At 34.3% G+C, this 25,112-nt stretch carries 24 protein-coding genes and 2 pseudogenes; 9 read left to right on the plus strand and 17 right to left on the minus strand.

All coding sequences use genetic code 11. The features are described 5' to 3' along the window. Positions 1 to 38: 38 nt before the first annotated feature. Positions 39 to 1,667: an ATP-binding cassette domain-containing protein gene (locus lgb_RS00195; protein ID WP_014024105.1), complete on the minus strand. Its 1,629-nt coding sequence runs from the start codon at positions 1,665 to 1,667 to the stop codon at positions 39 to 41. Between the two features lie 282 nt (positions 1,668 to 1,949). Between lgb_RS00195 and lgb_RS00200 the strand changes: the two genes are divergently transcribed. Then, the gene (locus lgb_RS00200; protein ID WP_019293221.1) at positions 1,950 to 2,435 is read left to right on the plus strand and encodes a YkgJ family cysteine cluster protein; all 486 of its coding nucleotides are present in this window, start codon (positions 1,950 to 1,952) and stop codon (positions 2,433 to 2,435) included. Between the two features lie 18 nt (positions 2,436 to 2,453). Here lgb_RS00200 and lgb_RS00205 read toward each other — a convergent pair whose 3' ends face one another. The 4 genes from lgb_RS00205 to lgb_RS00220 form a co-directional block, all read right to left on the minus strand. Continuing rightward, positions 2,454 to 3,191 (minus strand): MerR family transcriptional regulator, encoded by a 738-nt coding sequence (locus lgb_RS00205; protein WP_019293222.1) that lies wholly within the window; start codon positions 3,189 to 3,191, stop codon positions 2,454 to 2,456. 100 nt (positions 3,192 to 3,291) lie between these two features. Then, entirely contained in the window at positions 3,292 to 5,988 is a 2,697-nt protein-coding gene (locus lgb_RS00210; protein WP_019293223.1) for a YhgE/Pip domain-containing protein, read from the minus strand. A 46-nt stretch (positions 5,989 to 6,034) separates the two neighbouring features. Next, positions 6,035 to 6,565 carry a TetR/AcrR family transcriptional regulator gene (locus lgb_RS00215; RefSeq protein WP_003133604.1) on the minus strand — a complete coding sequence of 177 codons (531 nt, stop codon included), beginning with the start codon at positions 6,563 to 6,565 and terminating at the stop codon, positions 6,035 to 6,037. A gap of 227 nt (positions 6,566 to 6,792) precedes the next feature. Continuing rightward, the gene (locus lgb_RS00220; protein ID WP_019291936.1) at positions 6,793 to 7,686 is read right to left on the minus strand and encodes a choloylglycine hydrolase family protein; all 894 of its coding nucleotides are present in this window, start codon (positions 7,684 to 7,686) and stop codon (positions 6,793 to 6,795) included. 235 nt (positions 7,687 to 7,921) lie between these two features. On the opposite strand from lgb_RS00220, the gene lgb_RS00225 reads away from it, so the two are divergent. Then, positions 7,922 to 9,142: an MFS transporter gene (locus lgb_RS00225; RefSeq protein WP_019293224.1), complete on the plus strand. Its 1,221-nt coding sequence runs from the start codon at positions 7,922 to 7,924 to the stop codon at positions 9,140 to 9,142. A 277-nt stretch (positions 9,143 to 9,419) separates the two neighbouring features. Here the strand turns inward: lgb_RS00225 and lgb_RS00230 are convergent, their stop codons facing one another. The 8 genes from lgb_RS00230 to lgb_RS00265 form a co-directional block, all read right to left on the minus strand. Beyond that, positions 9,420 to 10,682 carry a tyrosine-type recombinase/integrase gene (locus tag lgb_RS00230; RefSeq protein WP_019293225.1) on the minus strand — a complete coding sequence of 421 codons (1,263 nt, stop codon included), beginning with the start codon at positions 10,680 to 10,682 and terminating at the stop codon, positions 9,420 to 9,422. 87 nt (positions 10,683 to 10,769) lie between these two features. Then, the gene (locus lgb_RS00235; protein WP_019293226.1) at positions 10,770 to 11,030 is read right to left on the minus strand and encodes a MerR family transcriptional regulator; all 261 of its coding nucleotides are present in this window, start codon (positions 11,028 to 11,030) and stop codon (positions 10,770 to 10,772) included. 1 nt (position 11,031) lies between these two features. After that, positions 11,032 to 11,637 carry a replication protein gene (locus lgb_RS00240; RefSeq protein WP_019293227.1) on the minus strand — a complete coding sequence of 202 codons (606 nt, stop codon included), beginning with the start codon at positions 11,635 to 11,637 and terminating at the stop codon, positions 11,032 to 11,034. Between the two features lie 122 nt (positions 11,638 to 11,759). Further along, positions 11,760 to 12,089 (minus strand): hypothetical protein, encoded by a 330-nt coding sequence (locus lgb_RS00245; RefSeq protein WP_131005659.1) that lies wholly within the window; start codon positions 12,087 to 12,089, stop codon positions 11,760 to 11,762. Between the two features lie 248 nt (positions 12,090 to 12,337). Beyond that, positions 12,338 to 13,417 (minus strand): cell division protein FtsK, encoded by a 1,080-nt coding sequence (locus lgb_RS00250; protein WP_019293229.1) that lies wholly within the window; start codon positions 13,415 to 13,417, stop codon positions 12,338 to 12,340. A gap of 1 nt (position 13,418) precedes the next feature. Then, positions 13,419 to 13,736, minus strand: coding sequence for a hypothetical protein (locus tag lgb_RS00255; protein ID WP_019293230.1), 318 nt, complete (start codon positions 13,734 to 13,736; stop codon positions 13,419 to 13,421). A 211-nt stretch (positions 13,737 to 13,947) separates the two neighbouring features. Then, positions 13,948 to 14,730 carry a hypothetical protein gene (locus lgb_RS00260; protein ID WP_019293231.1) on the minus strand — a complete coding sequence of 261 codons (783 nt, stop codon included), beginning with the start codon at positions 14,728 to 14,730 and terminating at the stop codon, positions 13,948 to 13,950. A 6-nt stretch (positions 14,731 to 14,736) separates the two neighbouring features. Continuing rightward, the gene (locus lgb_RS00265; protein WP_064305274.1) at positions 14,737 to 15,090 is read right to left on the minus strand and encodes a hypothetical protein; all 354 of its coding nucleotides are present in this window, start codon (positions 15,088 to 15,090) and stop codon (positions 14,737 to 14,739) included. Between the two features lie 134 nt (positions 15,091 to 15,224). Between lgb_RS00265 and lgb_RS00270 the strand changes: the two are divergent. The 3 genes and pseudogenes from lgb_RS00270 to lgb_RS00280 form a co-directional block, all read left to right on the plus strand. Beyond that, a pseudogene (locus lgb_RS00270) lies at positions 15,225 to 15,821 on the plus strand (DinB/UmuC family translesion DNA polymerase); the annotation flags it as partial. Next, positions 15,818 to 15,997: a hypothetical protein gene (locus lgb_RS00275; RefSeq protein WP_019293847.1), complete on the plus strand. Its 180-nt coding sequence runs from the start codon at positions 15,818 to 15,820 to the stop codon at positions 15,995 to 15,997. The pseudogene lgb_RS00270 and the gene lgb_RS00275, both read left to right, overlap by 4 nt. A 142-nt stretch (positions 15,998 to 16,139) precedes the next feature. Further along, a complete protein-coding gene (locus lgb_RS00280; RefSeq protein ID WP_019293848.1) occupies positions 16,140 to 17,372 on the plus strand; it encodes an AbiH family protein in 1,233 nt (410 codons plus the stop codon). A gap of 196 nt (positions 17,373 to 17,568) precedes the next feature. Here lgb_RS00280 and lgb_RS00285 read toward each other — a convergent pair whose 3' ends face one another. Next, positions 17,569 to 18,156 (minus strand): hypothetical protein, encoded by a 588-nt coding sequence (locus lgb_RS00285; RefSeq protein ID WP_019293849.1) that lies wholly within the window; start codon positions 18,154 to 18,156, stop codon positions 17,569 to 17,571. A 269-nt stretch (positions 18,157 to 18,425) separates the two neighbouring features. Here lgb_RS00285 and lgb_RS00290 point away from each other — a divergent pair. The 4 genes and pseudogenes from lgb_RS00290 (at position 18,426) to lgb_RS00305 (ending at position 22,301) form a co-directional block, all read left to right on the plus strand. Next, a pseudogene (locus lgb_RS00290) lies at positions 18,426 to 18,985 on the plus strand (recombinase family protein). Between the two features lie 376 nt (positions 18,986 to 19,361). Beyond that, entirely contained in the window at positions 19,362 to 19,655 is a 294-nt protein-coding gene (locus lgb_RS00295; protein WP_019293851.1) for a hypothetical protein, read from the plus strand. Positions 19,656 to 20,017: 362 nt separating this feature from the next. Continuing rightward, positions 20,018 to 20,938, plus strand: a complete 921-nt coding sequence (locus lgb_RS00300; protein WP_019293852.1) for an EcsC family protein — start codon at positions 20,018 to 20,020, stop codon at positions 20,936 to 20,938. 208 nt (positions 20,939 to 21,146) lie between these two features. Next, positions 21,147 to 22,301, plus strand: coding sequence for a hypothetical protein (locus lgb_RS00305; RefSeq protein ID WP_019293853.1), 1,155 nt, complete (start codon positions 21,147 to 21,149; stop codon positions 22,299 to 22,301). An 18-nt stretch (positions 22,302 to 22,319) separates the two neighbouring features. On the opposite strand, the gene lgb_RS00310 is transcribed toward lgb_RS00305, so the two are convergent. The 3 genes from lgb_RS00310 to rpmF all read right to left on the minus strand — a co-directional run bounded on the left by lgb_RS00310 (position 22,320) and on the right by rpmF (position 24,899). After that, positions 22,320 to 23,561 carry a DNA cytosine methyltransferase gene (locus tag lgb_RS00310; RefSeq protein WP_019293854.1) on the minus strand — a complete coding sequence of 414 codons (1,242 nt, stop codon included), beginning with the start codon at positions 23,559 to 23,561 and terminating at the stop codon, positions 22,320 to 22,322. A gap of 984 nt (positions 23,562 to 24,545) precedes the next feature. Continuing rightward, a complete protein-coding gene (rpmG, locus tag lgb_RS00315) occupies positions 24,546 to 24,695 on the minus strand; it encodes a 50S ribosomal protein L33 (RefSeq protein WP_003135293.1) in 150 nt (49 codons plus the stop codon). Positions 24,696 to 24,725: 30 nt separating this feature from the next. Then, positions 24,726 to 24,899, minus strand: a complete 174-nt coding sequence (rpmF, locus tag lgb_RS00320; protein WP_003135292.1) for a 50S ribosomal protein L32 — start codon at positions 24,897 to 24,899, stop codon at positions 24,726 to 24,728. Positions 24,900 to 25,112: the final 213 nt, after the last annotated feature.

The raw sequence follows: 25,112 nt of genomic DNA on the forward strand, positions 1-25,112 counted from the left end.
TCTTGGCGGAGCAACAATTTATTCTTTTAAAGTTGATCTTAATCTTCAGACCAAAGTTCTTTCACTTTAGCTTGGACTTCATCATTAGCCAAGAAGTCATCATAAGTTTCTCCAATACGATCAATGACACCGTTCTTAGAAATAACAACGATATGATTTGCTAACGTATTGATAAATTCATGGTCATGTGAAGCAAAGATAATGCTGCCTTTGAATTTTTTCAGTCCGTCATTAAGTGCAGAAATTGACTCCAAGTCCAAGTGATTAGTTGGATCATCAAGAACTAAAACATTTGCACGTTGCAACATCATTTTAGAAAGCATAACACGAACTTTTTCTCCCCCTGAAAGGACAGAAACAGACTTGAGAGATTCTTCGCCTTTGAAGAGCATACGTCCCAAGAAACCACGGAGGTAAGTATTGTCATCCTCTTCTTTAGTTAAGACAAATTGGCGGAGCCAATCCAAGATAGATTCGTCTGTCGCAAAGTCACGGCTGTTATCTTTTGGAAGATAAGAACGTGATGAAGTAACACCCCATTTAATTTCACCTGTGTATTCGATATCGCCCATCAAGGCACGAATCAAAGCAGTTGTTTGGATATCATTTTGACCGATAAAGGCAGTTTTGTCACCAGGAGCTAAGATAAAGCTGATGTTGTCAATGACTTTTTCCCCATCGATTTCGACGGACAAATTATCTACACGGAGTAAGTCATTCCCGATTTCGCGTTCTTGATCAAAACCGATGAAAGGATATTTACGAGAAGAAGGTACAAAGCTTTCCACTTCGATTTTATCCAACATTTTCTTACGTGATGTGGCTTGTTTTGATTTAGAAGCATTGGCCGAGAAGCGGGCGATGAAATCTTGCAGCTCTTTGATTTTTTCTTCAGCCTTACGATTTGCATCTCCTTGTAGACGAAGGGCAAGCTCGGAAGATTCTTTCCAAAAATCGTAGTTACCAGGATAAAGTTTGATTTTGCCGTAATCCAGGTCAGCCATATAAGTACAAACGTTATTGAGGAAGTGACGGTCATGGGATACAACGATAACGGTGTTTTCAAAGTTGATAAGGAAGTCTTCAAGCCAGTTGATCGCTTGAATATCCAAACCATTAGTTGGTTCGTCCAAGAGAAGAACGTCGGGTTTACCGAAAAGAGCGCGTGCCAGAAGGACCTTAACGTGTTCGCCAGAAGTCAGATTTGCCATGAGATCATAATGTTGCTCAGTCTTAATGCCTAAGCTTTGAAGCAGTTGAGCTGCTTCGGCTTCGGCTTCGTAACCGCCCATTTCACCAAACTCCGCTTCGAGTTCAGCAGCACGCATTCCATCTTCATCCGAAAAGTCTTCTTTCATGTAGATGGCATTTTTTTCTTGTGCGATGGCATAGAGCTTTTCATTACCCATCATAACAACATCAAGTGGTGTTTGATCTTCATAGTCATAGTGATTTTGACGGAGGACAGACATACGCTCGTTTGGTCCCATTGAAACGTGACCAGTTGTGGGTTGGATTTCACCATCCAAGATTTTTAAAAAAGTTGATTTACCGGCACCATTGGCACCGATTAAACCATAGCAGTTTCCTGCCGTAAACTTGATGTTAACATCATCAAAAAGCTTGCGATCAGAAAATTGTAAGGAAACATCAGAAACTGTAAGCATGGATATATTTTTCTCCTAGAGTATATTGATTTAAAAAAGTTAACTTTTTTAAAGGTTATCGCCTTATTCTATCATATTTTAAGTCTTTTTGAAACAGCATAATTTGGGATAAAGTGCACTTTTAGTTTTATTTCAGTGTGGCTTTAGCCTAGCTTAAGTCGTGTCCATTATAATATCCTTATTCCAATAAAATTTTTCATAAAACCTACTCCTAAATGCAGAAAATGTTTGAGTGAACTCAGGCATTTTTTGTTTTTTTGATTATGATATAATGATAAAGAAATGGATATAGAACATTATAAAGATTTGGCTCTGCAAAAAAAGAAGGAGCATAAGAAATTTTTGGGCAACTTAAAAAAGAAAGCACCCAAAAACCTAGATTACATTGTAAAAGAAACACATGATGAAGTTTTTGCTGAAATTGATTGTACGGCTTGTGCTAACTGCTGTAAGAGCTTAGGTCCGCTTTTTACAGAAGCTGACATTACCCGTATTTCGAAGTATCTGCGCATAAAGGCGGCCGATTTTGAAGCCCAATATTTACGCATAGACGAGGATGGTGACAAGGTTTTTCAAACGATGCCTTGCCCCTTTCTTGGAAGTGATAATCTTTGCAGTATTTACGAGGTCCGTCCTAAGGCCTGCCGTGAATTTCCCCATACAGATCGAAAAAAGATTTATCAAATCAATAATCTGACCTTGAAAAACACAGTGACCTGTCCAGCGGCTTATCTTTTTGTAGAAAAACTGCGGAAAAAAATAGAATAAAAAAGCCTTTGGGCTTTTTTATTTGTAGTAATTTTTTATTGCTTCTAAGAAATACTCTGGAAGTTGTGCGTGTTTTTGGTTGTAATTGCTACGGAAGCGAGGATCCTCAACATACATTTGCCCTAAGCCAATATGTGCTTCCGGAGCGATAGTTTCTTCGGGCCAAAAGAGTTCCAGGATTTCTTTATGGAGGGTAATAGCTTGTTTAGCGAGATTATCATCATTGTTTTCATAAGCTTCTTCCAACATTTGAATCATTTTTTCGTGGGATTTTTGCCAATGTTTGATTTTGGCTTGATCGGCTTGGGCATATTTTTGATATGACTTATCGACGCGCTCACTGCCCCATTTTAGACGGATTTCAGCGCCATATTTATCTTCGTTTTCTTTCAGTTGCGTACTCTTGAGAAGTTCAAATTCTTGTTCATTCATGTGGTAATCTCCTTTTTCTAATTTGTATGACAGATGTTCAATCAATTTTTCAAGGTGCTTGAGTTGATCATTTAAGCGCATCAAATGTTGGCTTAAAGTTTTCTTTTCATCTTGATCTTGTGAGAGGATATTTTTGATTTGATCAAGCGGCAAGTCCAACTTTCTTAAGCTCATGATATAAAAAATTTGGGCAATATCTTGTTCAGAATATAAACGATAATCGTTTTGGTCTCTCGCTGGGGCCAGAAGTCCAACAGACTCCCAATGGCGCAAAGTTTTGGAGGTTAAACCTGTCATTTTCGTGATAGCTTTAATATTTTGCATAACGCTCCTTTCATTGATACTAATATTATATATCTTGACCTTAGGTCAAGGTCAAGGAAAAAATAAAAAAACTCATAAAAATATGAGTTTTTTATTTTGATTAGTGGAAGAGATGGCTCCGTTGGGTCATTTCTGAGATCTTTTTAGAGGTTTTTTCGAGATGTGGGAAGAATATAAGCCCAGCGACTAAAAAGACAATAGAAACGGCTACGAGGATGATGATGGCAAGCCAAGCGTTTGGCCAATAAATACCACCAGCAGATTCTCGTAAGAGGTTGACCGCATGGGTAAACGGCAAGTAAGGGTTAATCGCTTGGAAGAATTTACCAGAGACTTGAATAGGGTAGTTCCCGCCCCCACCGGAAATAGAGAGGACCAAGATAATAATGGCAATCCCTTTCCCGATATTTCCAAACAAAGCTACTAGAACATAAACCATGATCATAAAGGTTATAGCAATCAGTAAGGCAAATAAGACACTATAAACAGGATTACGTACGTCTACACCAAGGCCAAAATAGTTCCCAAGGGTAACGATAAGCGCTTGTCCTAGTCCCATCACGATGAAAGTAAGCATACGTGCTGAGAATTGTTCACGTTTAGAGTAAAGCAGTTTATCTTTGCCTTCTAAGTGGAAGCCGGTGACAGCGACACTAGAGAAGAGGACAGCGCCAACCCACAAACAAAGAGCAGTATAGAACGGTGTGCTGGCTGAACCGTTATTTGCGATTGGATAGACTGCATTTTCTTGAACCTCAACAGGTTGTGTCAGGAAGTCACTTTCTTTCGTCGCATCAAGTTTTAGTAGTTTTACAATTTCGCCTAAATCAACTTCTTTTTCACCTTTACGAATAGCATCAGCGGCTTTACGAATTCCTGTTTTGATTCCTGGCCAGTCATTGACGATAAGGTCATTTGCTTGGTTCAAGGCTTTTTCAAGATCAGGCATTTTTTGGTTGACCGTACCCAAAGTTTCTGTCAAATCTTTACGAATACCCGGGTAATCATTTTTGACAAAATCAGCGGCTTTATCAAGTTTTTGCTCCACAACTGGCAATTCATTTTGATAAAGTGAAGCACCTTTATTAATCGCGTTGACAATAGTGTTCATATTGCCGTTAAGCATAATGTTGGCATCGTGAACTTCTTGCTTAATCGCAGGCATTTCTTTTTGATACTTTTCAAGCAAGGTAATCGCATTAGAAACCGTCTTACTTGTTGAGCTGAGCAAGGATTCAAAATCAATAGCTTGGGCTTTTGTTAGGAGACCTTGGGCATTTTTGATGGTATCGATAAGTTGGGTGAGGACGTTTTGCACTTTTGCGGCTATATCTTGAACATCTATTTGGCTAACAAGTCCAGAAATGTTATTAGCGAGTTCTTCAACATCATTTAGAGCTTTATTAATATCTGGAAGTATGTCAGATTGAACAGCCGCTTTCAAAGTGTCTAGCTGCCCATCAAGTTTTGTGAGTTCTTCAGAGAAGGATTTGAGTTGTGTAATCACTCCGTCAAGGTTGTTGTTTCCTGTACTTGTTTGCATATCTTCCAGAAATTTAATCAGATATTTAACAGTATTTTGCTGTTGTTTGACATTATCTTGGAAGTTTTGAATTACAGCAATCTTTTCCTCAGTTGTAAGAGTTTTATCTCCTATGACTGCCTTTATTGATTTGATAAATGAAGATGTCGAATCAGCAAAGGTTTGAAGTGATTTAAGAGTGATGTCTACACTACTTGTAATACTTGGCAAAGCATTTTGAAGTTGCGTTGCACCGTCCAAAGTAGTAGAAGCTAGCTCATTGGCTTGGTTGCCAAGTTTGCGGATGTCTGGCAAGGCAGTTTGGACTTGTTGAATAATAGTCAAGCCTTGTTTGGCTTCTTGGATACCCTCATTCATGGTTTGCTCAACAGAGGCAAAGTCATTGTCAATCATTGCGATCTGTTTACCAGCATTTTGAATTTCAGGGATTTTTTCTTGCAAGGTCATAATAATTGCAAGCTGATTTTTCACAGTTGGCATGCTGTCGTCCAATTGGACCACTTTCTGACCAAGTGCATCAACCTCAGGCAAATAGTCAATAAACTCATTTGCCTTAGCGAGCTTCGCTTTCAAATCAGGCATTTTGCCATGTAAATCAACGACTTGTTGAGTATATTGGTCAATTGTATCTAAATTATCGTTAGTAGATAAGATAGTGTTTTTAATTTTCTGGATGCTGACCATGTTTTTATCAATGTCATATCCGATATCATTAAAAGTTTTAAGCAATGTGCTACTTGCCGTTTTAATAAATTCTTCGGAAATTTGACTTTGTAATGAAGACGCACCTTTCGAAGTAATTTTTGGGGCAATAGCATTTATTTTTTCATTGATGGAATAAACGATTTTAGGCTTCTGGATATCCCCTGTGGTGAAGCTAAGCAAATTTTTAGAGAAATCCGCTGGCAGATAGATACCTGCGTAGTACTTACCAGATTTGACACCCTTATCCAACTCTTGTTTAGAGTCAACGAACTTCCAACCGAGTTGTTTATTTTCTTTAAGATTTTTCAGGACTTCATCACCGATATTAATCGATTTGTCTTGGAATTTCTCTGTTCGGTCATCACTATAAACCGCTATTGGGAGCTGTGAAGTATTCGCATAAGGATCCCAAAGGGCTTTAATATTAAACCAAGCATATAAGGATGGAATAAACATCAAAGCAATCACTAAAAAGATTGCTATTGGATTTTTAAAGATACGCTTCCAATCCAGAATAAATAGTTTCCCAGTATTTTTTATATGTTTCACATATTCTCCTCTTTTAGTAAATCTAAGGCAGTTTTAATTTTTGTTATCAGCTAATCAGAGCCATCAACAGTTCTGAAATTTGTTCTGGTGTTTCTTTCCGTTTACGCCGAATCCAAGCTTGAGTTAAACCGAAAATGGCATTAGCATAATAAGTTGTGGTGTAGATACTTTCCAACTTGTCCAGTTTTTCACGCTTAGGGTTTTGTGGCAGGATTGAACGTGCCAAAATATTTTTCAGTTGGGCTTGCATGAACTGATGGATTTCTTTACTGCCATTTTCTGAAAATAAAGCAGCATAAATCTCGTTGTTATCAAGGAACTCATAAGTTTCTAACATGGTTTTATGAAGATCGCCATTATTTTTTTCAAAGACATACTCGATCGTATTAAACAAGGTTTTTTGGTATTGGTCAATCATATCATACTTGTCTTGGTAATGCGTATAAAAGCCGCTTCGGCTGATTTTAGCAACCTTCACAAGCTCAGTTGTTGTGATATGATCGAACGATTTTTCCTGTAAAAGTTGTGTTATTGCGTCGCGAAGTTTTGATTTCGTACGTTCTTTTCTATTTTCCATAAATCCTCCTCTATTACTAAAATATAAAAGAACAACGTGTCTATAATTAGCAAAGATTATCATTACAACCCTTATTGAGTTTACGATATGCAATTATAGCACAAAATGGACGGAGCGTCTATAATTTTGCGTTAAAATTTTGATTTTTTTTAAGAAAGGGATTTCATTTAAAGAATATTATTACTATAGAAGAAAAAGAGCAAAAAACCGCTTGAGGCGGTTTTAAACTAATCAGGAAATGGATAACTTATGATGGAAAGAGAATCATAAGTTTGAAAATATAAAGTACGGCTATTCAAATCTACCGCACTGCGATAAACAGTATAAGTATCTGAACGTCCATCAGACTTGGGCACAGTGACAGCATTTAAAATGTGCCAAATTTCACTGATATTCTGTTGTTCATCAGCAGGCAGAATTGCACGTTCTTTAAGAATTGTGGCACGGATGAAGCGCGAGGTTGGGGTAAACCCTCCTGGAAAAACAGGCTTCCCACTGAAATCCCCAGTTGAAATACGGTTAGGTGCTAAGGGTTGAGTAGTTAGATCCATATAATCTTGTAACTTGAGGATTTCACGTTCAAATTTAGGAGCATTTGTGACCACACCGATTGTATTTTCGATAATCTCAAAACTGCCATTGCGCGGTTCAATATTAATCATACGACCTGTTGGATCGACAGCGGAGAAGTGCAAATCACTCCGGCCAAATTTATAATGCGAAAAGGTGTCGCTCATGAGTTGGACACTTTCAAGTTGGTTTATCAAATCGGCTACTGAACGACAGTTTCCTAAAGCCCAAGTGACAAATTCAAAAGGCGCGAGCTGTAATTTATCCTCATGAGCATATTCAGCGTATTCTGAGTGGTTAGAAAAAGTAAGTTTTTGGACAGAAAGTCCAAAATCATTAACGCCATCTGAGATATCCGCATGCAAATCCGGAATATTTCGTCCTACTCCTAATATAGTATAAACATTGGAGATATTCCTGTTATTATAGACACTTTTCCACTGGTAATTTTGTGGTAGAACGAGAGCTTCGGGGATAAAACTATGCCAATCCATTGTTCTTGCGAAGACGATGCTTTCATCAGCAGCTTGCATTTTTATACTTGTACACATATTTCTATTCTAGCAAAAAAAATTTCCTAGCTTCGGATAAATGTCTTATTGACGGGCTAGGAAATATAGTTCTTCGTATTTTCTTAGAATAAAGATAAATTATAGCAAAAGCCGAACATTTGATGATTTAGTTTCGTGTAAGGTTGGCTGAGCCTTGAATCACAATTTTTAAAGTGATAAACTGTCTAAAAGCAAATAAAGTCAGGCAGAGATCTGGCATTTGGAGGAATTAAATATGAGAACACACACATCGGCACATCCCAAGGCTGTGAGCGCCTATCAAGTCAAAGTAGGAACCTTGGTTTCTGCTGGATTTGGTTTAGAAAACATGGATATCATGTTTCTTTCATTCGCACTATCGTCAATTATTGGCGAATTTGGTCTAACAACGACCGAAGCGGGAGCAATTTCTACAGTAACTAACTTGGGGATGTTGCTGGGCGGAATTCTTTTTGGGATTCTGGCCGATAAATTTGGACGTGTAAAAATGTTATCCCTTTCGATTCTCATTTTTGGTCTCGCAACGGGCGCGATTTATTTCTCACACAGTGTTACCTCGCTTTATATCTTACGTTTTATCGCAGGAATTGGTGGCGGTGGTGAATATGGGGTCGGAATGACTATTCTCGCTGAGAATTTCAGTAAGAAAAAGCTGGGTCGAACTTCTTCGATTGTTGCCGTTGCGGGACAAGTTGGCGCGATGTGTGCAGCAATTTTGTCAATGAATATCTTACCCACTTATGGTTGGCGTTTCTTGTTCTTGTTTGGACTTGTGCCAGTAGTTTTGACAGTCTTTATTCAAAAGCACCTGAAGGAAAGTGATTCTTTCAAAGCCATAAAAACTGAAAATAAGGGAAAAATTTCCGACTTGTTTAAAACACGCCAATTGACACACCAAACACTTGTTCTGATGTGGATGGCGATCGTTCAAATCGCTGGTTACTTTGGTCTGATGAACTGGCTCCCAACAATTATGCAGAAAAAACTGAACTTAACAGTTGCTGGTTCATCATCATGGATGATTGCGACCATTATCGGTATGTCTTTAGGTATGCTGACTTTTGGGCAAATTTTGGATAAACTTGGTCCGAAAGTAGCTTTTGGTCTCTTCCTTATCGCATCGTCCTTGGCTGTTTATGTCTTGACTATTCCAACAACACTTGCATCACTAACTTTAGTTGGTGCCGTCGTTGGTTACTTTTCAAATGGTATGTTTACAGGATATGGGGCTGTAGTTTCTCGTCTATATCCGCCAGAAGTACGTGCGACAGCAAATAATGTGATTATGAATACGGGGCGCTGTATTGGAGGTTTTTCTTCAATAGTTATTGGCTTTATCTTGGCACATTACTCTATCATGACTGTTATGCTCTTCATCTCCGTGCTCTATATTTTAAGTTTCTTGGCTATGATGACGGTGAAGAATTTACGTGCAGGTGTTTACTGGTCGCTTTAATCTTAAATAATAAAAAATAGGAAAAGCTTTCCCACATGATGTTGGGAAGTTTTTTGTTTGTGAAGCTAGGTAAATAGTACCTTTTTAGTTTCAAGGAGGAGTATTCTCGAGAAACAAAAAACCGCCACAGCGGTTTAATATTATTTAACTTCTTTAAAGAACACAAATTTAATTTTTTAGCCTTTAGAGTATTTCTATGGCTACGTTTGTTTGCTTTTTCTTATTTTTTAAAATCGAAATGTAGTCATAAATGTAGTCATTTGTAAGATGCAGGAAATTAAGCAGAAAGTTCAGTAAGTTTTTTGCTGAATAAGCTTGAAATCTCTGCTCTCTTTTTAGGAGCTAATTCCGCGTATAAATCCATAGTAGTAGATATAGATTTATGACCAAGCCTTGTTTGTATCTCTTTCCAATTCGCGCCAGCATTTAATAAGATTGAAGCATGTGTATGCCTGAAGAGATGAAACCCATTTTTAAAGAGTCCCGCTTCAGATAAACGCTTTTTAAGCGTTGCCCTCTCATTCCTATCGCACATATAATTTCCGTGTACAGTTGGAAAAATTAAAGGAGAGTCTGGAATGTCATTTTGCTTAAAATAAGCATTATTTTCCTTGTGCCATTCAATCAAGCGTAGAATAAGCTCTCTTGGTATAGAGACAGATCTATAACCTGATTGGGTTTTCGGTGTTGGCTTACAAATTACCTTTCCTTTGAGACCATTCTTTTTATCTGCTTTCTTCCACATGAGTGTCTTATCAACACGTATCTCTGATGTTTCAAGATTCAAATCATCGAGAGTTAAAGCCAACAACTCATTAATTCGTAGGGCAGAAGCCAGTAATGTGTCACAAATAAGGATAAATCGTTTGTTTGCTCTATTGTTTGGGAGAGTTTTCAAAAACGTTAGCCAAATGCTTAAATCATCGTCATGCAATACTTTAACCTGCTTTTTGTTGCGTTTAGGTTTGGGTGGAATTTTAACAACAGAAGCAGGATTGGTTTTCAAGTTGAAATTAGTAATACCATAATCAAAAATATCAGAGAGTTTGTGCATGATAGCTCCGAATTCTTGAGTTTTACCATTTTTTGCTGAACGTTCTAAATCCACAGCTTCATGCGCATTTTTAACAAGGGTATTTAACCAAATTTGAATGTCAGAAGGTTCAATCATTTCAGGTTTATAATCGCCAAATTGAGGAATGATATAGTTATCAATATAACTGCCTACACGGTTCAAGGTGTTTTCTGAGGAGACCATTGAACGATAATTTGTAAACCATAGTTTGGCTAAATCTGAGAAGGAACTTATACTCAGTTGCTCTTTTTTAGTTGAACCATTTTTCTTGAAGTCTAATCTTGCTTGAAGTAAATTTCTATCTAGTTCCTTAAGTGTACGCCCAGTGATTGAAGTAGTAACTTTATTTCCTGTTTTTAAATCAACTCCGAGATAAACACCTCTTTGAGTATAGCTAAAAGTTCCATTATTTTTGGTTGTTTTTGTAATTTTTTTATCTTTGTGATAAATGATTTCTTTATTCATAGCTTGCCTTCTTGTCGGATAAACAAAAATGGCTAAATAGGTGTTCTCTATATTCAATGAATAGACCTATTTTACCATTTTTTTTACTTAACTTGCTAAAAATTGAACAACATCGTTTGTCTTATAATAGACAGTACGTGTTCCTTCAATTGGAGGTTCTAAGCGCTTCAATCCTAGTTTTTCCCATGATTTCAATGTGTTCGGTGATATATTGAGTTGTGCAAGGAGTTCTTTTTGACTTAAGATTCCAAGGGAAGATTTTGTTTCTGAAACTTGTTGCATCAGGGTGATAATAAGAGAGAGCTGTGATTCAATTTCTAATGATGAGTGAATATTGAGTTGTGTCATATTATTGTAAATCCTCCTTTGGAATTTCACGGTGTGCTGGTGTCTTATATCTTCTTGAGTCAAGAAATTTTGTGAAAAAGTAAGTTTTATCTATGATAAGAGATAAAAGTGAAGAATCATGAAGTCTTGCATAACGGACTAAATCCTCAAACTCTACTAAATCTTTTTCTTCAATCACATCAATGACTCGGATAAAGAATTTATTACTATTTTGTTCCCTTAAGAAATTTTCTAATTCAAACCCGCAACCACTCTCTATATTATTAATGTCATAGGGTGTTTTATCAGGATTTTCCGCATGAATAAAGTAATCATACATGCCTTTAGGGGAGCGGACAATTTCAACGTGTGCGGGAGTGTGAAGGTGCTCTGTGAGTAGCTCAGACACCTGAGAATAGCTCTTGAGAGAGTCAAAGAAGAGTGCCCCGTGTTTATGGGCTTTTTTAAATTCTCCTGTTTCTCTATTGACATCTTTATCGTGCCATGGGCTAAGAATAAAGGGAATATGAAACTCTTTTAAGACTTCAAGATAATCTTTGGGCGCACTTTCCTTATAGAGAAGGAAGGCCCATTTGCTTGAACGTTGCTCTTTTTTCTGTTTTTGCATCTGCTTTTTTCCTTTCTTGATTAATGATTATTGATCTATTGGGGGTCGTAGTAGGCCCCAATAGAAAATGTCTTTTAGGGTGTGCTTTTTGGTTTTTCGTTCCGAAACCAAAAGCACACCTTTTATTTTTCTTTTGTACCTTTAAGCCATAAATTAAATTTTTGGCGCTCAAAGGGTGAGAGAATGTAATGTGGATAGAGGTTAGAAATATGCTCTCTAATTGCTTCTTCCTGCGCTTTAAAAAGAGCTTGAGCTTGGAGTTCTTTGGGGAGTTTTAAGCATAAGAGAAGTTGATCCTCTCTTAAATCAAGCACAGCTTTTCGAGCAGCACGATTAAAAGAGTGGAGGACAGGATCTTTTCTATTCACCATTTCTTCTTTGTTTACTTGATTATACTTATCGTGTTGGATTAAGAAGTGACGTAACCTGAAGGTTGCCCAAAAAGACTTCAAACAATTTCTTAGTTGGTCATTCTTGAGACGTGAATAGGCCTCGCTTAAAAGTAAAGCAAGAAGAAGGAAAATAAGGAAAAGACACCACGCTATAAGGTAAGTAAAGAGAGGCTTTACTCCACTAATTATTTTTCCGTGTTGGATTTGAAAGAACAATAAGAAGGTTGTACTTAAGGAAATAAGAAGGAGAAGAGTCGCTATTTTTAAGAGATTATAAGTTAGGATAAAGAAGGTCTTTCTGTAAGGTTTCATGAGAGGATGCCTCTTTCTGTGTAAAATGTGGGCGTAAGAAGGGGAAGAACTTGATGAGGGTGCTCGCTATCAATGACTTGAATTAGTCCAGTGCCCTTTCCAATAGGAATCACAATTCCCTCGGGATCTAAATCTGGAAAAAGAAATTGAATGGTTTTACTGCTTATATTTCCAATTTGAATGAGTACATTGGCTTGTTCACGCACAGAAACAGGGACGGCATTAAAATCAAAGCGTTGGCTCACAAGGACCAAATGGCAACGTGTAGCCCGACCAAGTAACGCGATAGAGCTTAGAAGAGACATGAAAGCATCTTTGATTTGTTTATTTACCCCTTCTGAGAGTGCTAACACTTCATCAATCACTACAGTTAAGTGCTCAAATTCATGAGTTGGATTTTCAAACAAGACTTCCTGACGTTGGTAAATGATAGTTAGAACAGAGCTTAGTGCATCGTTTACTTGGCTTACAAAATCAGACTTTGATCGGTTACGTTCAGGGTGAAGGACAGATAAGCCATGATGTTTTGCCCAGCGTGCTGGGCTATCAAATTTAGGATCCACAATGATTAGTTCTGATATTGGGAGAAGCTGCTCTAAGAGATAGGTCAGGAAATAAGATTTCCCACTGCCGGAATTTCCTGCAATAACCATACCGGTCACATGGTTATAATTCACCGTTAAGTTTTTCATGAGGGGAATAGTGTTTTCACTATTCTTCCTTATATTTTCTTCCAAATTTGAGAGAACAAGGCGTTCACTGATACCTTTAAACCATGGGAAGAAGAGTGCACGTTCGGTATGAATATCTTCTGTCTCATTGGGAATGAAGTAGGCAGAATTTTGTTTCAAAAGCGTATATCGGGGATAGAGACTCGCATTAGCGATGATGAATATTTTTTGGTAAAGAGCATCATCAATCAAATAACCTGCAGGGGTACGTGGAATAAAGAGAAAGCCGTTTTCTTTAACTTTGACAAAGAAGGAATTGGTGTAAGTCGATTCTCCGTTAATAGAAAGAGCCATATTTAGGCTCTGATTTAAATATTTTTCAAGTTCTATTTTTGTGAGTTCCATATTACTTCACCTCTTTTACAGTCTCTGCTTTAAAATAAACATTGTTTCGAATTTCAATTCCTTGAAGTTCTTTTAGCTCGACAAGAGACAGGAAATGAGGAAGTATAGGTTCTTTTTCAAATTTCACACTGAAGGGATTTAACCCTTCTTGAGCAAACCAGAGCTTGTATCCTGTAATTTTATCTGTCCGTTTATTATCAATATATTCGTATTGAATCTCAATAAAAGAAGAAGTGCAATGAAGAGGAACATCTGTTTTGATGTATTTGTGTGCTGTTTCTTCTGAGTATTTGTTGTTGTTTGTAAATGATGTTTTCATGTTTTTTACCTCATACAGAATTTGTGTATTCTGTGTTCTTTTTTATTTTAAGAGCGGACGCCTCAACTCTTGAAATAAGTATAACAAACTGATATTACACGTATAGTAAGGATTTCTAAGGGTCTTGTAGCTAAAACACAAAGTGCAAATGTTATTTAATTGAAATAAAAATGATAAAACAATAAAACAATAAAACAATAAAACAAGTACTTTATGCGGTATGTTCTACAAAGTACTTGTTTTCTATAATGATTTCAAGAAGTTCATCTAATATTTTTTCAGACTGTTTTCTGATTTTTTCGTCTTTTATATTTTTTTTGTAATCAAAAGCTTGTTTTAAGGATTCCTCAGATATATATTTTTGAGAGAGGTTTTTTACTTCCTCTAAGGTAGCTTTTTTTCTTGTTAGATTCTCAAACTCGGTAATGACTTTCATTAAATTTTGAGAGTAGGCATGGTACTCTTTAGTGGTTGCATCGACACCAAATTCACGGATCATATTTTTAATATCATTTTGTTTTTCTTTCTGAGCTATAAGGCATGCTTTATTTAGCTTTGGAAGGAGTTGTATTGCTTCTGCTTGAGTTAAGCTATCTGCAAGAGAGAACTCTCCATCTAATTTAGAGATAACTTCTCGAACTCCACCTGTGAGTGTCATTAAATTTTGAGATTCTTGAGGCAATTTTCTAGCTATTTCGTCAATGAAATATAAGAAGAGTGATTCTTCTGTAAGAAGCAACATTTGTCTAGCATTGAGTACTTTCAGTAATTGAGTGATGAGAAGTCTTGAGGCTTTTGGTGAATAAGCTTTTCCATAGAGATGGTACATCAGCAATAAATGGCCTTGTCCTTTTTCGCCTTCATCATAGACATGTACTATGTTTGTAAAAGGAGTAATTTCTTTTAAAATATTGAGGTTATGAGCGATTTGAATAAAGTCTTGAAGTTGATTATAAGAAATTCCTTGTAGTTGTGCTTCTATTTCAATACGCAAACAATCCTATTTAGAAACAGTTTGGGGTAAGGGGTTCATAATATAGCAAATATGCTCATATAAGGAACCATAGAAAATCCATTCCTCAGAAACAGAAAGTTTTTCGGAATAGAATGTTGCAACCTCTCCAGTTATAACTCTTGTTCCGCGTAACATTTCTTTCATGTAACGGCGATTAGAATATCCCATTTCATGATAATCTGTTTCTTCTTGTTGTTTAAGTAATTTTCTGATTTCACGAGGATCTATTATTCCATTATTAATAAATTCTTTTTTGAATTTTTCTGATCGTGCTTTTCGTAACATTCTTAATCTATTCCCAGAAGCGAGTGTGTCTATTTTTGAAGATTTTCTTTTCATTTTTTTCCTTTTTATTATATAATATTGATTATGTCAATATTATATAACTATAAATTATCTTTTTCAATAAATAATATTGAGATAATCAATTTTTTGGCTCGAGTAATATAAGAAGAAAGCAAGTGAGAATGATTAGACTTCAGCAATTCTTTCATGCCAACGGTATCGATGAAACCAATGTACGTGACAGGCACATAAAAAAATCTGAGAGTTACAGCAACAGTCAGATTTTACCAAGGGATTATGAAAGAAGAGAAGAAATCGTGCTTGTGATAAAGGAAATGGCAGAACACTTAGCCATTCGATTACGTAAAGGAAAGAAGCTGGCTGGAGGACTTTCTTTATGGGTCAGACACTCTTATCAAAGCAATGCGCCATCAATTAAAGTGTCCTGTAAAATAAACCCTACACAAAGCACGTTAGTGATTCAAAATGAAGCCTTAAGAATGTTCTCTTCAAAGTACCAGGGTGGATCGGTACGAGAAATTGGGATAGGGGGCTTTCACTTATCAGACGAGAATATAAAGCAACTGACACTCTTTGAAACTATGCTTGAAGATGATAAGCAAGTGAGCAAACAAGAAGCGCTGCAGCGAGCTGTAGATGAAATCAGAGAGAAGTTTGACTTCACAGCCATACAAAAAGCAAGTGCATTAGCTTCAGGTTCAAGAGTGCTAGAGAGACATAAAATGATAGGCGGACACGCTGCAGCAGGAGGTGAGAACATATGACAGTAGATCGTTCATATAGTGAATATGAAGCTATCAGAACTTATCATGACCGAGGAATGATGAAGTGGGGTGCTTTTGCGACAGGTGAGTTATCTGAAGCGCAGAAAAAACTGCTCGATGAGTATGATACAGAAGAAGATACAAAAAATAGAGATGAGTTAAACCGAGAAAGTTAAAGAATCCAAAGCATAATAAAGTTCGACTCGTAAATAAAACTCACATTTATTGAATTTTTTGATATACTTTAGATACACAATTCGGTTTTCTTCTCCTTATAGGGAGAAGTTTTTTAATATAAATTCTAGAAGAGGAGAAACTTTGGAGCAATTAATTATTTTAGGGAATGGTTTTGATTTAGCTTGTAATTTAAAATCTAAGTATGAAGATTTTTATAGGTATATATTTGATAAAGAATATAAGGAGTCTTTTATAGACTTTAAGAGTCATATTAATCAATACCAAAAATTTAGTTCAGATTTATCAATTTTTTCATCACTTGTAGATTCTATGAATGTTTGGGAAATCATATTTTACTATTATGAAAATGTTAGTCTCAATACATGGACTGATGTGGAACAAACAATCTCTAATCACTTGGAAGGATTGTATTATGCTTGTGTTTACAGGGATGATTCCTATGGAAGATGGCACACTTACAATTTAGCGCATCCTGATTTTAGTGAAACTACAAAACGGAAGTATATGTATTATGAGCCTATTATGAAACTCTTATACCATAAAACAAATGAGAATTCTTATTCTCTATCAGACGAAGATTTTTTATCAGAAGAAGAACAAATTAAATCACGGTGGATGAGTTATAAGAGAGCCTTATTAAATGATCTAAAAGAATTTGAAAGTAAATTTGCAGAATATTTGAAACATGAAGCAGACGCAATGGTTTATAGAAAATCCGTAAATAAATTGTTTACAAAAGTTATAAAAGGCTACGATGCTGAAGGATCAATTGAATATAGACCAGAGGGTAATTTAACAACAAATGTACTTTCTTTTAATTATACGGAAGTGGAAACGTTTGATAAGGATGAAAAAATCCCATTAAATGAATATAGAAATGTACATGGTAAGCTTTCTAATCAAACAGAAGGGACAATTTTTGGTATTGATTTACATGATTTAAAAAATACTAAAACTACTGATGGAAATGAACAAGTAAAACTATTTCTAGAATTTACAAAAACCTTCAGGACTTTAAAGATGGCCAATACTTTTGGTGTAAAAAAATTATATTCTAAGCGAACAAAGCAAATAAAGTTTTATGGACATGGTTTGGGTGAAGCGGATTATTCATATTTTTTATCTATTTTTGATTCAGTTGATTTATACTCAGGAGATACTACATTAATATTTTTCTATAATCCAGAGATAGAAGATGAGGAAGAGAAACAATTTAATAGAGTATCCAATTTGATATTAAAATATGCGGAAACTTTAAAAAATGAAAATCATGGAGATAATCTACTTCATAAATTAATATTAGAAAATAGAGTGAAAATCCTTCCATTAGAGTTCAACCCAGAATTGCTGTAACAAATAAAAAAGTCTCCTTTTAGTTATAAGAAAGCAAAAGGAGACTTTTTTATGAAGAACTTATCTTTTTAGGGGGAAGTAAAAGGACAATAGAGTATAATTCCTTGTCCTATTTTTATTTGAGTTATAGCAGAATTTATAGAAGGTCAAAGAGGTTGGGCACGAATTTATTTAGAATAAAAATGACAATATAGTTTTAATTTTTTTTAAAAAGGTCATTTCTAAGTTCTAATACAATTTTTCTAAGTAGGATAATATTTTTCCTTTGCATAGAATCACTATAAGAAGAATGTTCAATATTAATAATAAATTTAGTCAATAATCGTTGTATTTTATTGGGGCAAGGAATTTTTCCAAAAATAAAAGATCTATTTTTTAAAAATAAGGTATCCCACATACTCATTTTCAATACCAGTACTGAATATAAAATAATTTTTTTTTGTTCCTCATTGACTTTAATATTTTTAAACATCTGGGGCAAGTCTTTATCTTTTAACTTGTTCAAATCAAAATCTTTATTTTCCATAATCTTAGGGATAACAAATTGAGAAATATCATCATCAAAAAAACTTATTAAATAAAGAGCACAGTAGTAAATTTTAAAATAACTTTTCTCCTTTTTTTTTAAAATATTTTTTCGAACAGTATATTTTTCTTTGATGAAAATGTTTTGGAGGTAGAGTTTAATTATCCAAATCAATAAACCTGATATAAGCGGTAGTGAAAATATGAATAGGGAGGTCTGAAGGTCATATTCCTTCAAAATACTTGATAAAGATTGCATAAATAAATTATACACTATTAATTATGTAAGTTCTATCAGACACGTATCCACTAGATAATCTATCCGAACACTTAAGAGTAAATTTTAAGTCTACTTATTTTTTACTTGAAGAAATTAAAGCTGAAAGTAAAATCACGTGTAAGTTTTAAATGGAAAATAAAATATATATATCAGCTCATAACTTAACAGTTTTGAGCTCTTTTTGTGCATATTATAAATAAAGAGATTTTAACGGCTCATAACTCAGGGTTATAAGTAGAGGAGAAAATATGAAATTTGGATACGCTCGAGTGGGCACAACAGATCAAAACTAGAAAGTCAAATTGAAAATTTAAAATCTGTAGGAGCAGAAAAAATATATCAAGAAAAGTTTACTGGAACAACAACAGAACGACCAAAGTTTCAAAAATTACTTAGTAAGCTGAAAAAAGACGATATGCTTATTGTGACAAAGTTGGACCGATTTGCAAGAAATACTCGAGAAGCTCTAGAAATTATTCAGCATCTATTCCAGAATGATATAAAAGTGCATATTCTAAATATGGGTATTATTGATAACACTCCAACAGGTCAACTTATCTTTACGATATTTAGTGCCTTTGCTCAATTTGAACGAGATATGATTGTCAATCGTACGAGTGAAGGGAAAAAATATGCCAGGGACAATGATCCTTCATTTAAAGAAGGACGTCCTCAAAAATTTACTGAAGAGCAAATTGCTTTTGCTTTTGAGTTGAAGAAGTAGGGGATGACTTATAAAATGATTGAACGAAAAACTGGGATTAGTATTGCAACACAAAAAAGACGATTTAAGAGTAAAGAAAACTGAATATATTAGGAGGTTTTTTCTGCAGTGCTCCAAATTAATATTTCTGTTACAATTAAATGTGTAAATTTTATTGGGGAATGAATAGCTATAGAGTGATAAACTATATAAAAATGTTTAAAAGTTTATTATATGAGTTAGAAGATAGTACATTCACCATTTTGAATGGTCATTTCTAATTTTAAATGAAAATAGTGAGACCTTGTTATAAAATATAAATGGCGAAATTCGAAAAATAATTGCAGTTTCAGCATCTGTAGTGAGGTACCAAGCTAGAAGAACGTCTTTACCATCGAGTATAGTTTTTATAGGTTAGGGGAAGGGCCTACAACGATATGGAACGGTCAGACTTTATTTTCAACACAAAGGAGTTTAAAATATGGGACAAAACGCAAAGACGAAAGCAATCAACGCAAATAAAAGAGTGCTTGACGCATTTCTTAAACATTATCCAAAAACAAAGAGATCAGAGAATGGCGGGATTGATTTTTCAGAAACCGAACGTAATAATATTACAACCATGATAAGCATTTATCGCATAGATGAGCTAACCACGGATAATCTCAAGTTTATCTTGAATAAGTTCACGTTAGGTGATACATACCCGAATATTAGAGAATGGCAAGCTGTTAAAATAATGGAAGATGCAAAAGAGGCAGGAATTATAAAATAAAATATACTGATAGGCTTTCTCTCTACTTCTTTGTAATAATATTAAGTATTGGGTAAGTAAGAAATTATAAGCATCGTCAAAAACTTAAAGTGCACCAAAATCGGATATTAAAAAAGGAGATGAAAGAGCATATATTTATATACTGGGACTTAGTCCATACCTTAACTAACCAAATTTGGTGTATCAGTAGAAGCAGTGCGCAAGGGACTTCAGAAAGAGCTTACAGAAACTGAAGAACTTAAAATACGCGAGCAATAGTAAAAACTTGGAATAGTTTAAGATGATAAAAATTCTCTGTAAAATATAGAGAGTTTTAAGAAATCATCAAAGATTTATAATATAAGAAATTAGGAGATTAGCATATGGAAATAAACAACGAGAGTTTAGCACTAAAAGTTATTAATGAATCGTTGAAGTTACCATTCATTAAGGTTGATAGATCAGAATTTTTAATGAAAACATTTGGTAATAAAGTAGATGATATCCAAAAACTACTGGATGATGGTCCTCAAGATTTTTTTTCAAAAGCAGAACTAGATGAGAGAGCCCAAAATATTATAAACGCTGCTGTCATACAATCAAGTGGTCTATCGTTTATAAGTGGTTTACCGGGGGGCATAGCAATGGCTGCAACTATTCCTGCTGATGTTGCTCAGTTTTATGGCTATGCTTTGAAACTTGCTCAAGAAATATCATATATCTATGGATATAATAATATATGGAATGACCAGGGGGAACTTACTGAAAATGCCAAAAACACTCTGATACTCTATTTAGGAGTAATGTTAGGTATTAGTTCAGCCGGCTCAGCTATCCGAATTTTATCTAATAAGCTGGCTTTACAGGCACTTCAAAAAATCCCTCAAAAAGCACTAATGAAGACAATTTATTATCCAATACTAAAAAAAGTTATGGCAATGTTTGGAGCGAAACTTACTAAAGCAACTTTTGCGAATGGTGTATCAAAAATTATTCCATTAGTCGGTGGGGTTGTTTCAGGAGGCATGAACTATCTTTTTTTAAAGCCCATGGCGAATAGATTAAAAAAAGAATTAGGAAAAAACGTAAATTATACTCAAAAAGATTTTGAAGAGGATATAAAAATATTAAAAGATGAAGAAGTTTTTGTTTCTGATTATGTGAATAATGATAGTCGGATAGGTTATTCTGGTAATGATGACTATATTGAAAAAATAGAAAAATTAAATAATCTATTGGAGAAAAGTATTATTACTGAAAAAGAATTCCAAAAAATGAAAAAAACAATCATAGATGAATTATAATAATATTGAAAGCATTCATCATATGACACTACTATGTTAGGAATAACAAAATTAAACTATCTTTACACTTGTTGGGATAATCAAACTAATCAAGAATCACTAAGAATTAATAATAAATATCATGGTAGTTGACTTTGTCCCTCAATATCTCTTTGTGAATACATAAATGATATAATAAGGATAATAACTGTTGGAGCAAAGGGGATTTATGTTTTACGATCGTCAATCAAGAGAGAAGCAAGAAGATTACAAAAAAATGCTGAAGGTTATGGGGAGTTTATCTCGTCTATTTTCTAACTCAGAGTCTCCTTATTTATATTATAGAGCACATGAAAATATTTTTTCGAAATATTTCGATGTAGATAATAATGGTCGAAGTGATGATTCAGTGGATGCGTACAATAATGAAACAGGTATAGGTATTGGTTTGAAGACGTGGGTTGGTGGAGATGACCAAAAAGTTGCTGAATTTGGACGCTTAAGACCCGAGTATGAACATTTAACAGGCTTAGAATTAGTTCAAAGAATAGCAGAATATAGAAATTTGAGAATTAAAACTACAATGAATGCTCATGGTCTAAGTACCATACTTTACCATATTGTTAAAAGAGTACCTAATGCTATGCACATTTATGAGGCGGCATTTGATGAGATTGATATACCTAATATTTCTCTTATTAACGATAGGGGGAATAACAATAATACCTATTTTACAGATGGACGCCATACCTATCATTTTAGTAGATCAAAAAATACGCTTTTTATGATATTTGATAATATAGAACTTCTAGACACTGTGGAACTAGAGATTTATAGTGATCCTTATGATGTTTTATCTGATTTAATATCTGAAATCTCCCCTACGGTAGTATCTAGAGAAGAATTACAAAATAATAAATTGTGTTTAAGATTATATTCTACAGATAGACAAGGAAGAAAGTCGGTACCTCTAAGAAGCGGTATAAATCAGTGGAATGCAAGGGGGCGTCAACGAAACCCGGATGAAATATATATTCCTTATCCTGCTGTTGATAGGGTTAGAGAAGAATTTTTTCCTTCACGAGATACTCCTTTTGATTTACAATTGCCAGATGGAACATCTATGGAGGCAAAAGTATGTCAACAAGATGGAAAAGCAATCATGAGTAATCCTAATAGAGTATTAGGTAACTGGCTCCTTCGTAAAGTTTTTGAATTAGAGGAGGGTACAATAGTTACATACGAGATGTTAAAAAAATTCAACGTGGATTGTGTGATATTTACAAAACTTGGGGAACGTAAATACTCAGTTGATTTTGGTGAATTAGGCACATATGAAAAGTTTTATAATATTGATGATAATGAAGAAAACACCCTAGCATGAGTTAGGGTGTTTTCTTATTTAATTGTTATAGATAATGGAATAAAATTCTGCAGTATTCTTTTTCTTTATTATTCTCAAGTAGTCTTCATCAGAAAGGATTGGTAATTTATCATTATAATCATTTATAATCTTTGTTGCCTGATCGTAGCTATCAGTAAAGTCTTTAACGTACGATTCCCCTTCAAATTGTCCATTCATTTTAGTATATATTATTGCAACTTCACCAGTTCTATCTAGCTGTGGACTACCATCAGATGTATTTAGGGCTTCTGCGATATTAGTAGCAATTCTCTTTATGACGGGAACAACCACACTGTTCCCAGCTTGTTTGTATAGTTGACCATTAGAAGTTTCCGGAGGTAACTTAAAAGATTTTGGAAATCCTTGAACATTGAAAGTTTCTTTTGGTGTTAATTTCCGAATAGTACCCTCATCTGTAAGTATTAAGGGTACATTATGCCCCCCCGTCCCCATGTTAGCAGTAAGTGTAGGAACAACTCCATTTTTGTTTTCACGGACATATTGACGTCGCCATTGATATACTGTATCTTGACTAGTGATAGTTTCTTCTAATTTATCAAAAAATTGCTGTTTATTTTTACTGTAGTAAAAATTTTCTGATTCTAGTTTTGAAAAATCGATTACATCTCTTAAACGTGTATTTAATTTAATTGGATTCGGAAATTTGAAAGTATCATATGTTAATTTATTGTCAAATCCTACTATATAAATACGTTCTCTATTTTGTGGTACATCTCCATAATCTTTCCCGTTTAATACTTTCCATTTAATAAAATAGTTATTTTTAGTCAATGCTTCTCGAATAACTTTAAATGTATTTCCGTGATCATGAGAAACCATGTTTTTTACATTTTCTATAAAAATAGCTTTAGGTTTTTTAGACTTTATAATTCGTAAAAGCTGAAAAAATAGCTCCCCTCTATCATCATTAAAACCTTTGCGATATCCTGCTATACTGAATGCTTGACAGGGAAATCCACCTACAACTATATCAATATTATCTTGTCCTAAATTATCAAGCACCTCCTCTTCCTTAACATCATGTATATCTCTACAATCCAAAGGTATATTGGGATGATTCAAAATATATGTAGCTTGGGCGTACTTATCAAATTCGTTAGCATAAACCGCTCTGAACTCGTTGGTTTGCTCGAAACCTAACTCAATTCCACCAACTCCACTAAAGAAAGCAGCAATATTATACTTTCCTTGAGTTTTGGAACTTACAGAATTTGTCATGTATATTCCTCCTAAAGTTAATTAATAACTTAATTAGTATAACACTTATTAGGAAAAATTGCAGCTAAAGATTATTATTGCAGTTTATCAATAAAAATAATAGAAGAAACTGTTAAAAAAGTATAGTTTCTTTTATTATATGTTGTCCCAAAATAGTGAATATGAGTTAAAACTATGCTTAGAGGTTGCAAGTAATATTATCGCCAAGCAATTAATAGCCGTAAAATTTAGTTGTTTAAATACGTTATCCATATCATAGTTTTTATTTTTTATATTAGGATTTCCTGAACCATCATTTAGGTGAAAATACCTATTTCTAATATTTACAATCAAATCAATTAAATTCGTAAATTTTATGGTGAACTTTGCTGACTCATTATGTTCAATAATTTCTACGTCCCATAATTTGCTCTGATAATCTTTTAGTGTATATATTTTATCTAAATCGTTTATTATATCAAATTATATAGTAAGTAAACCTATAAAATAAAATTTTTTCTTTTTCCATTAATATAAATGTACTTAAAAAGTGAGAGATTAATTTATGATAAGTTCAATATTATTATGTGATATAGAATAGGGTGTAAAAGTTGAGGAATAATTTATTTTTAGAATGAAAGAAGTAGTACAATCTTATTATATTGAGCATGGTTTTAGGATAGAAAATCTTCTTTCCATAATATTTTGGTTTTCTGAACACTAAAAATCATACCTACTTTAGATAGCACAGTTTTAATAAAAAAGATAATTCCACTACAAATGAAATTGATTTAGATATTTTAGAAATATTTAAAATATCTAAAGAAAAAATCCAGCTTAAAGTTAAGCTGGATTTTTTCTTTATCCGACAACTATTATTTTCAAAGAAAATGTAGTCAAATTTGTAGTCATTCAAAAGATTTATATTGCTACACTTTGAAATTAAAAATTTCAAGAATCGCTCTAAAATCAATTTTTGAACATCAATTGATGTCTAATGAATACTTATTTAACTTCTTTAAAAATAACGTGTTTACGAAGTTTTGGAGAGTATTTTTTCAATTCCAAACGGTCTGGGTTGTTACGTTTGTTCTTTTGAGTAAGGTAAAGACGTTCACCAGATTCTTTGTGTTCAAGTGTAATATTTACGCGCATAACTGTTCCTTTCTGACTTTTTTACTGTTTTTATTTAGCGTCTTTTACTTGGCGGCCTTTGTAGTAGCCTTTAAGTGAAACACGGTGTGAGTGACGGTAGTCACCAGTAGTTTCGTCAAAAGTAACAGTTGGAGCTGTCATTTTGTAGTGTGTACGACGTTTGTTTTTCTTAGATTTAGAAGTGTGACGTGCAGGTACTGCCATGGTTTGATTCCTCCGTAGATTTTTTCGTTTTGGATAAGCCCAAAAACGTACTTTACTATAATACACTAATCTTTTTCAAAAAGCAAGCTTTGTAAAGTATTTTTACTTGACGTTTTTTTAAGGTAATTATTGGGTGAAAAAGTTCTATAGATAAAGTGACAAAGACTTTTGACAGTTGTCTGGTTGGGAATATTCTCTGTTTTTTGCTAATAT

Origin of the sequence: Lactococcus petauri (genome assembly GCF_023499275.1) — a bacterium.
In the GTDB taxonomy this organism is placed as follows: Bacteria; Bacillota; Bacilli; order Lactobacillales; family Streptococcaceae; genus Lactococcus; species Lactococcus petauri.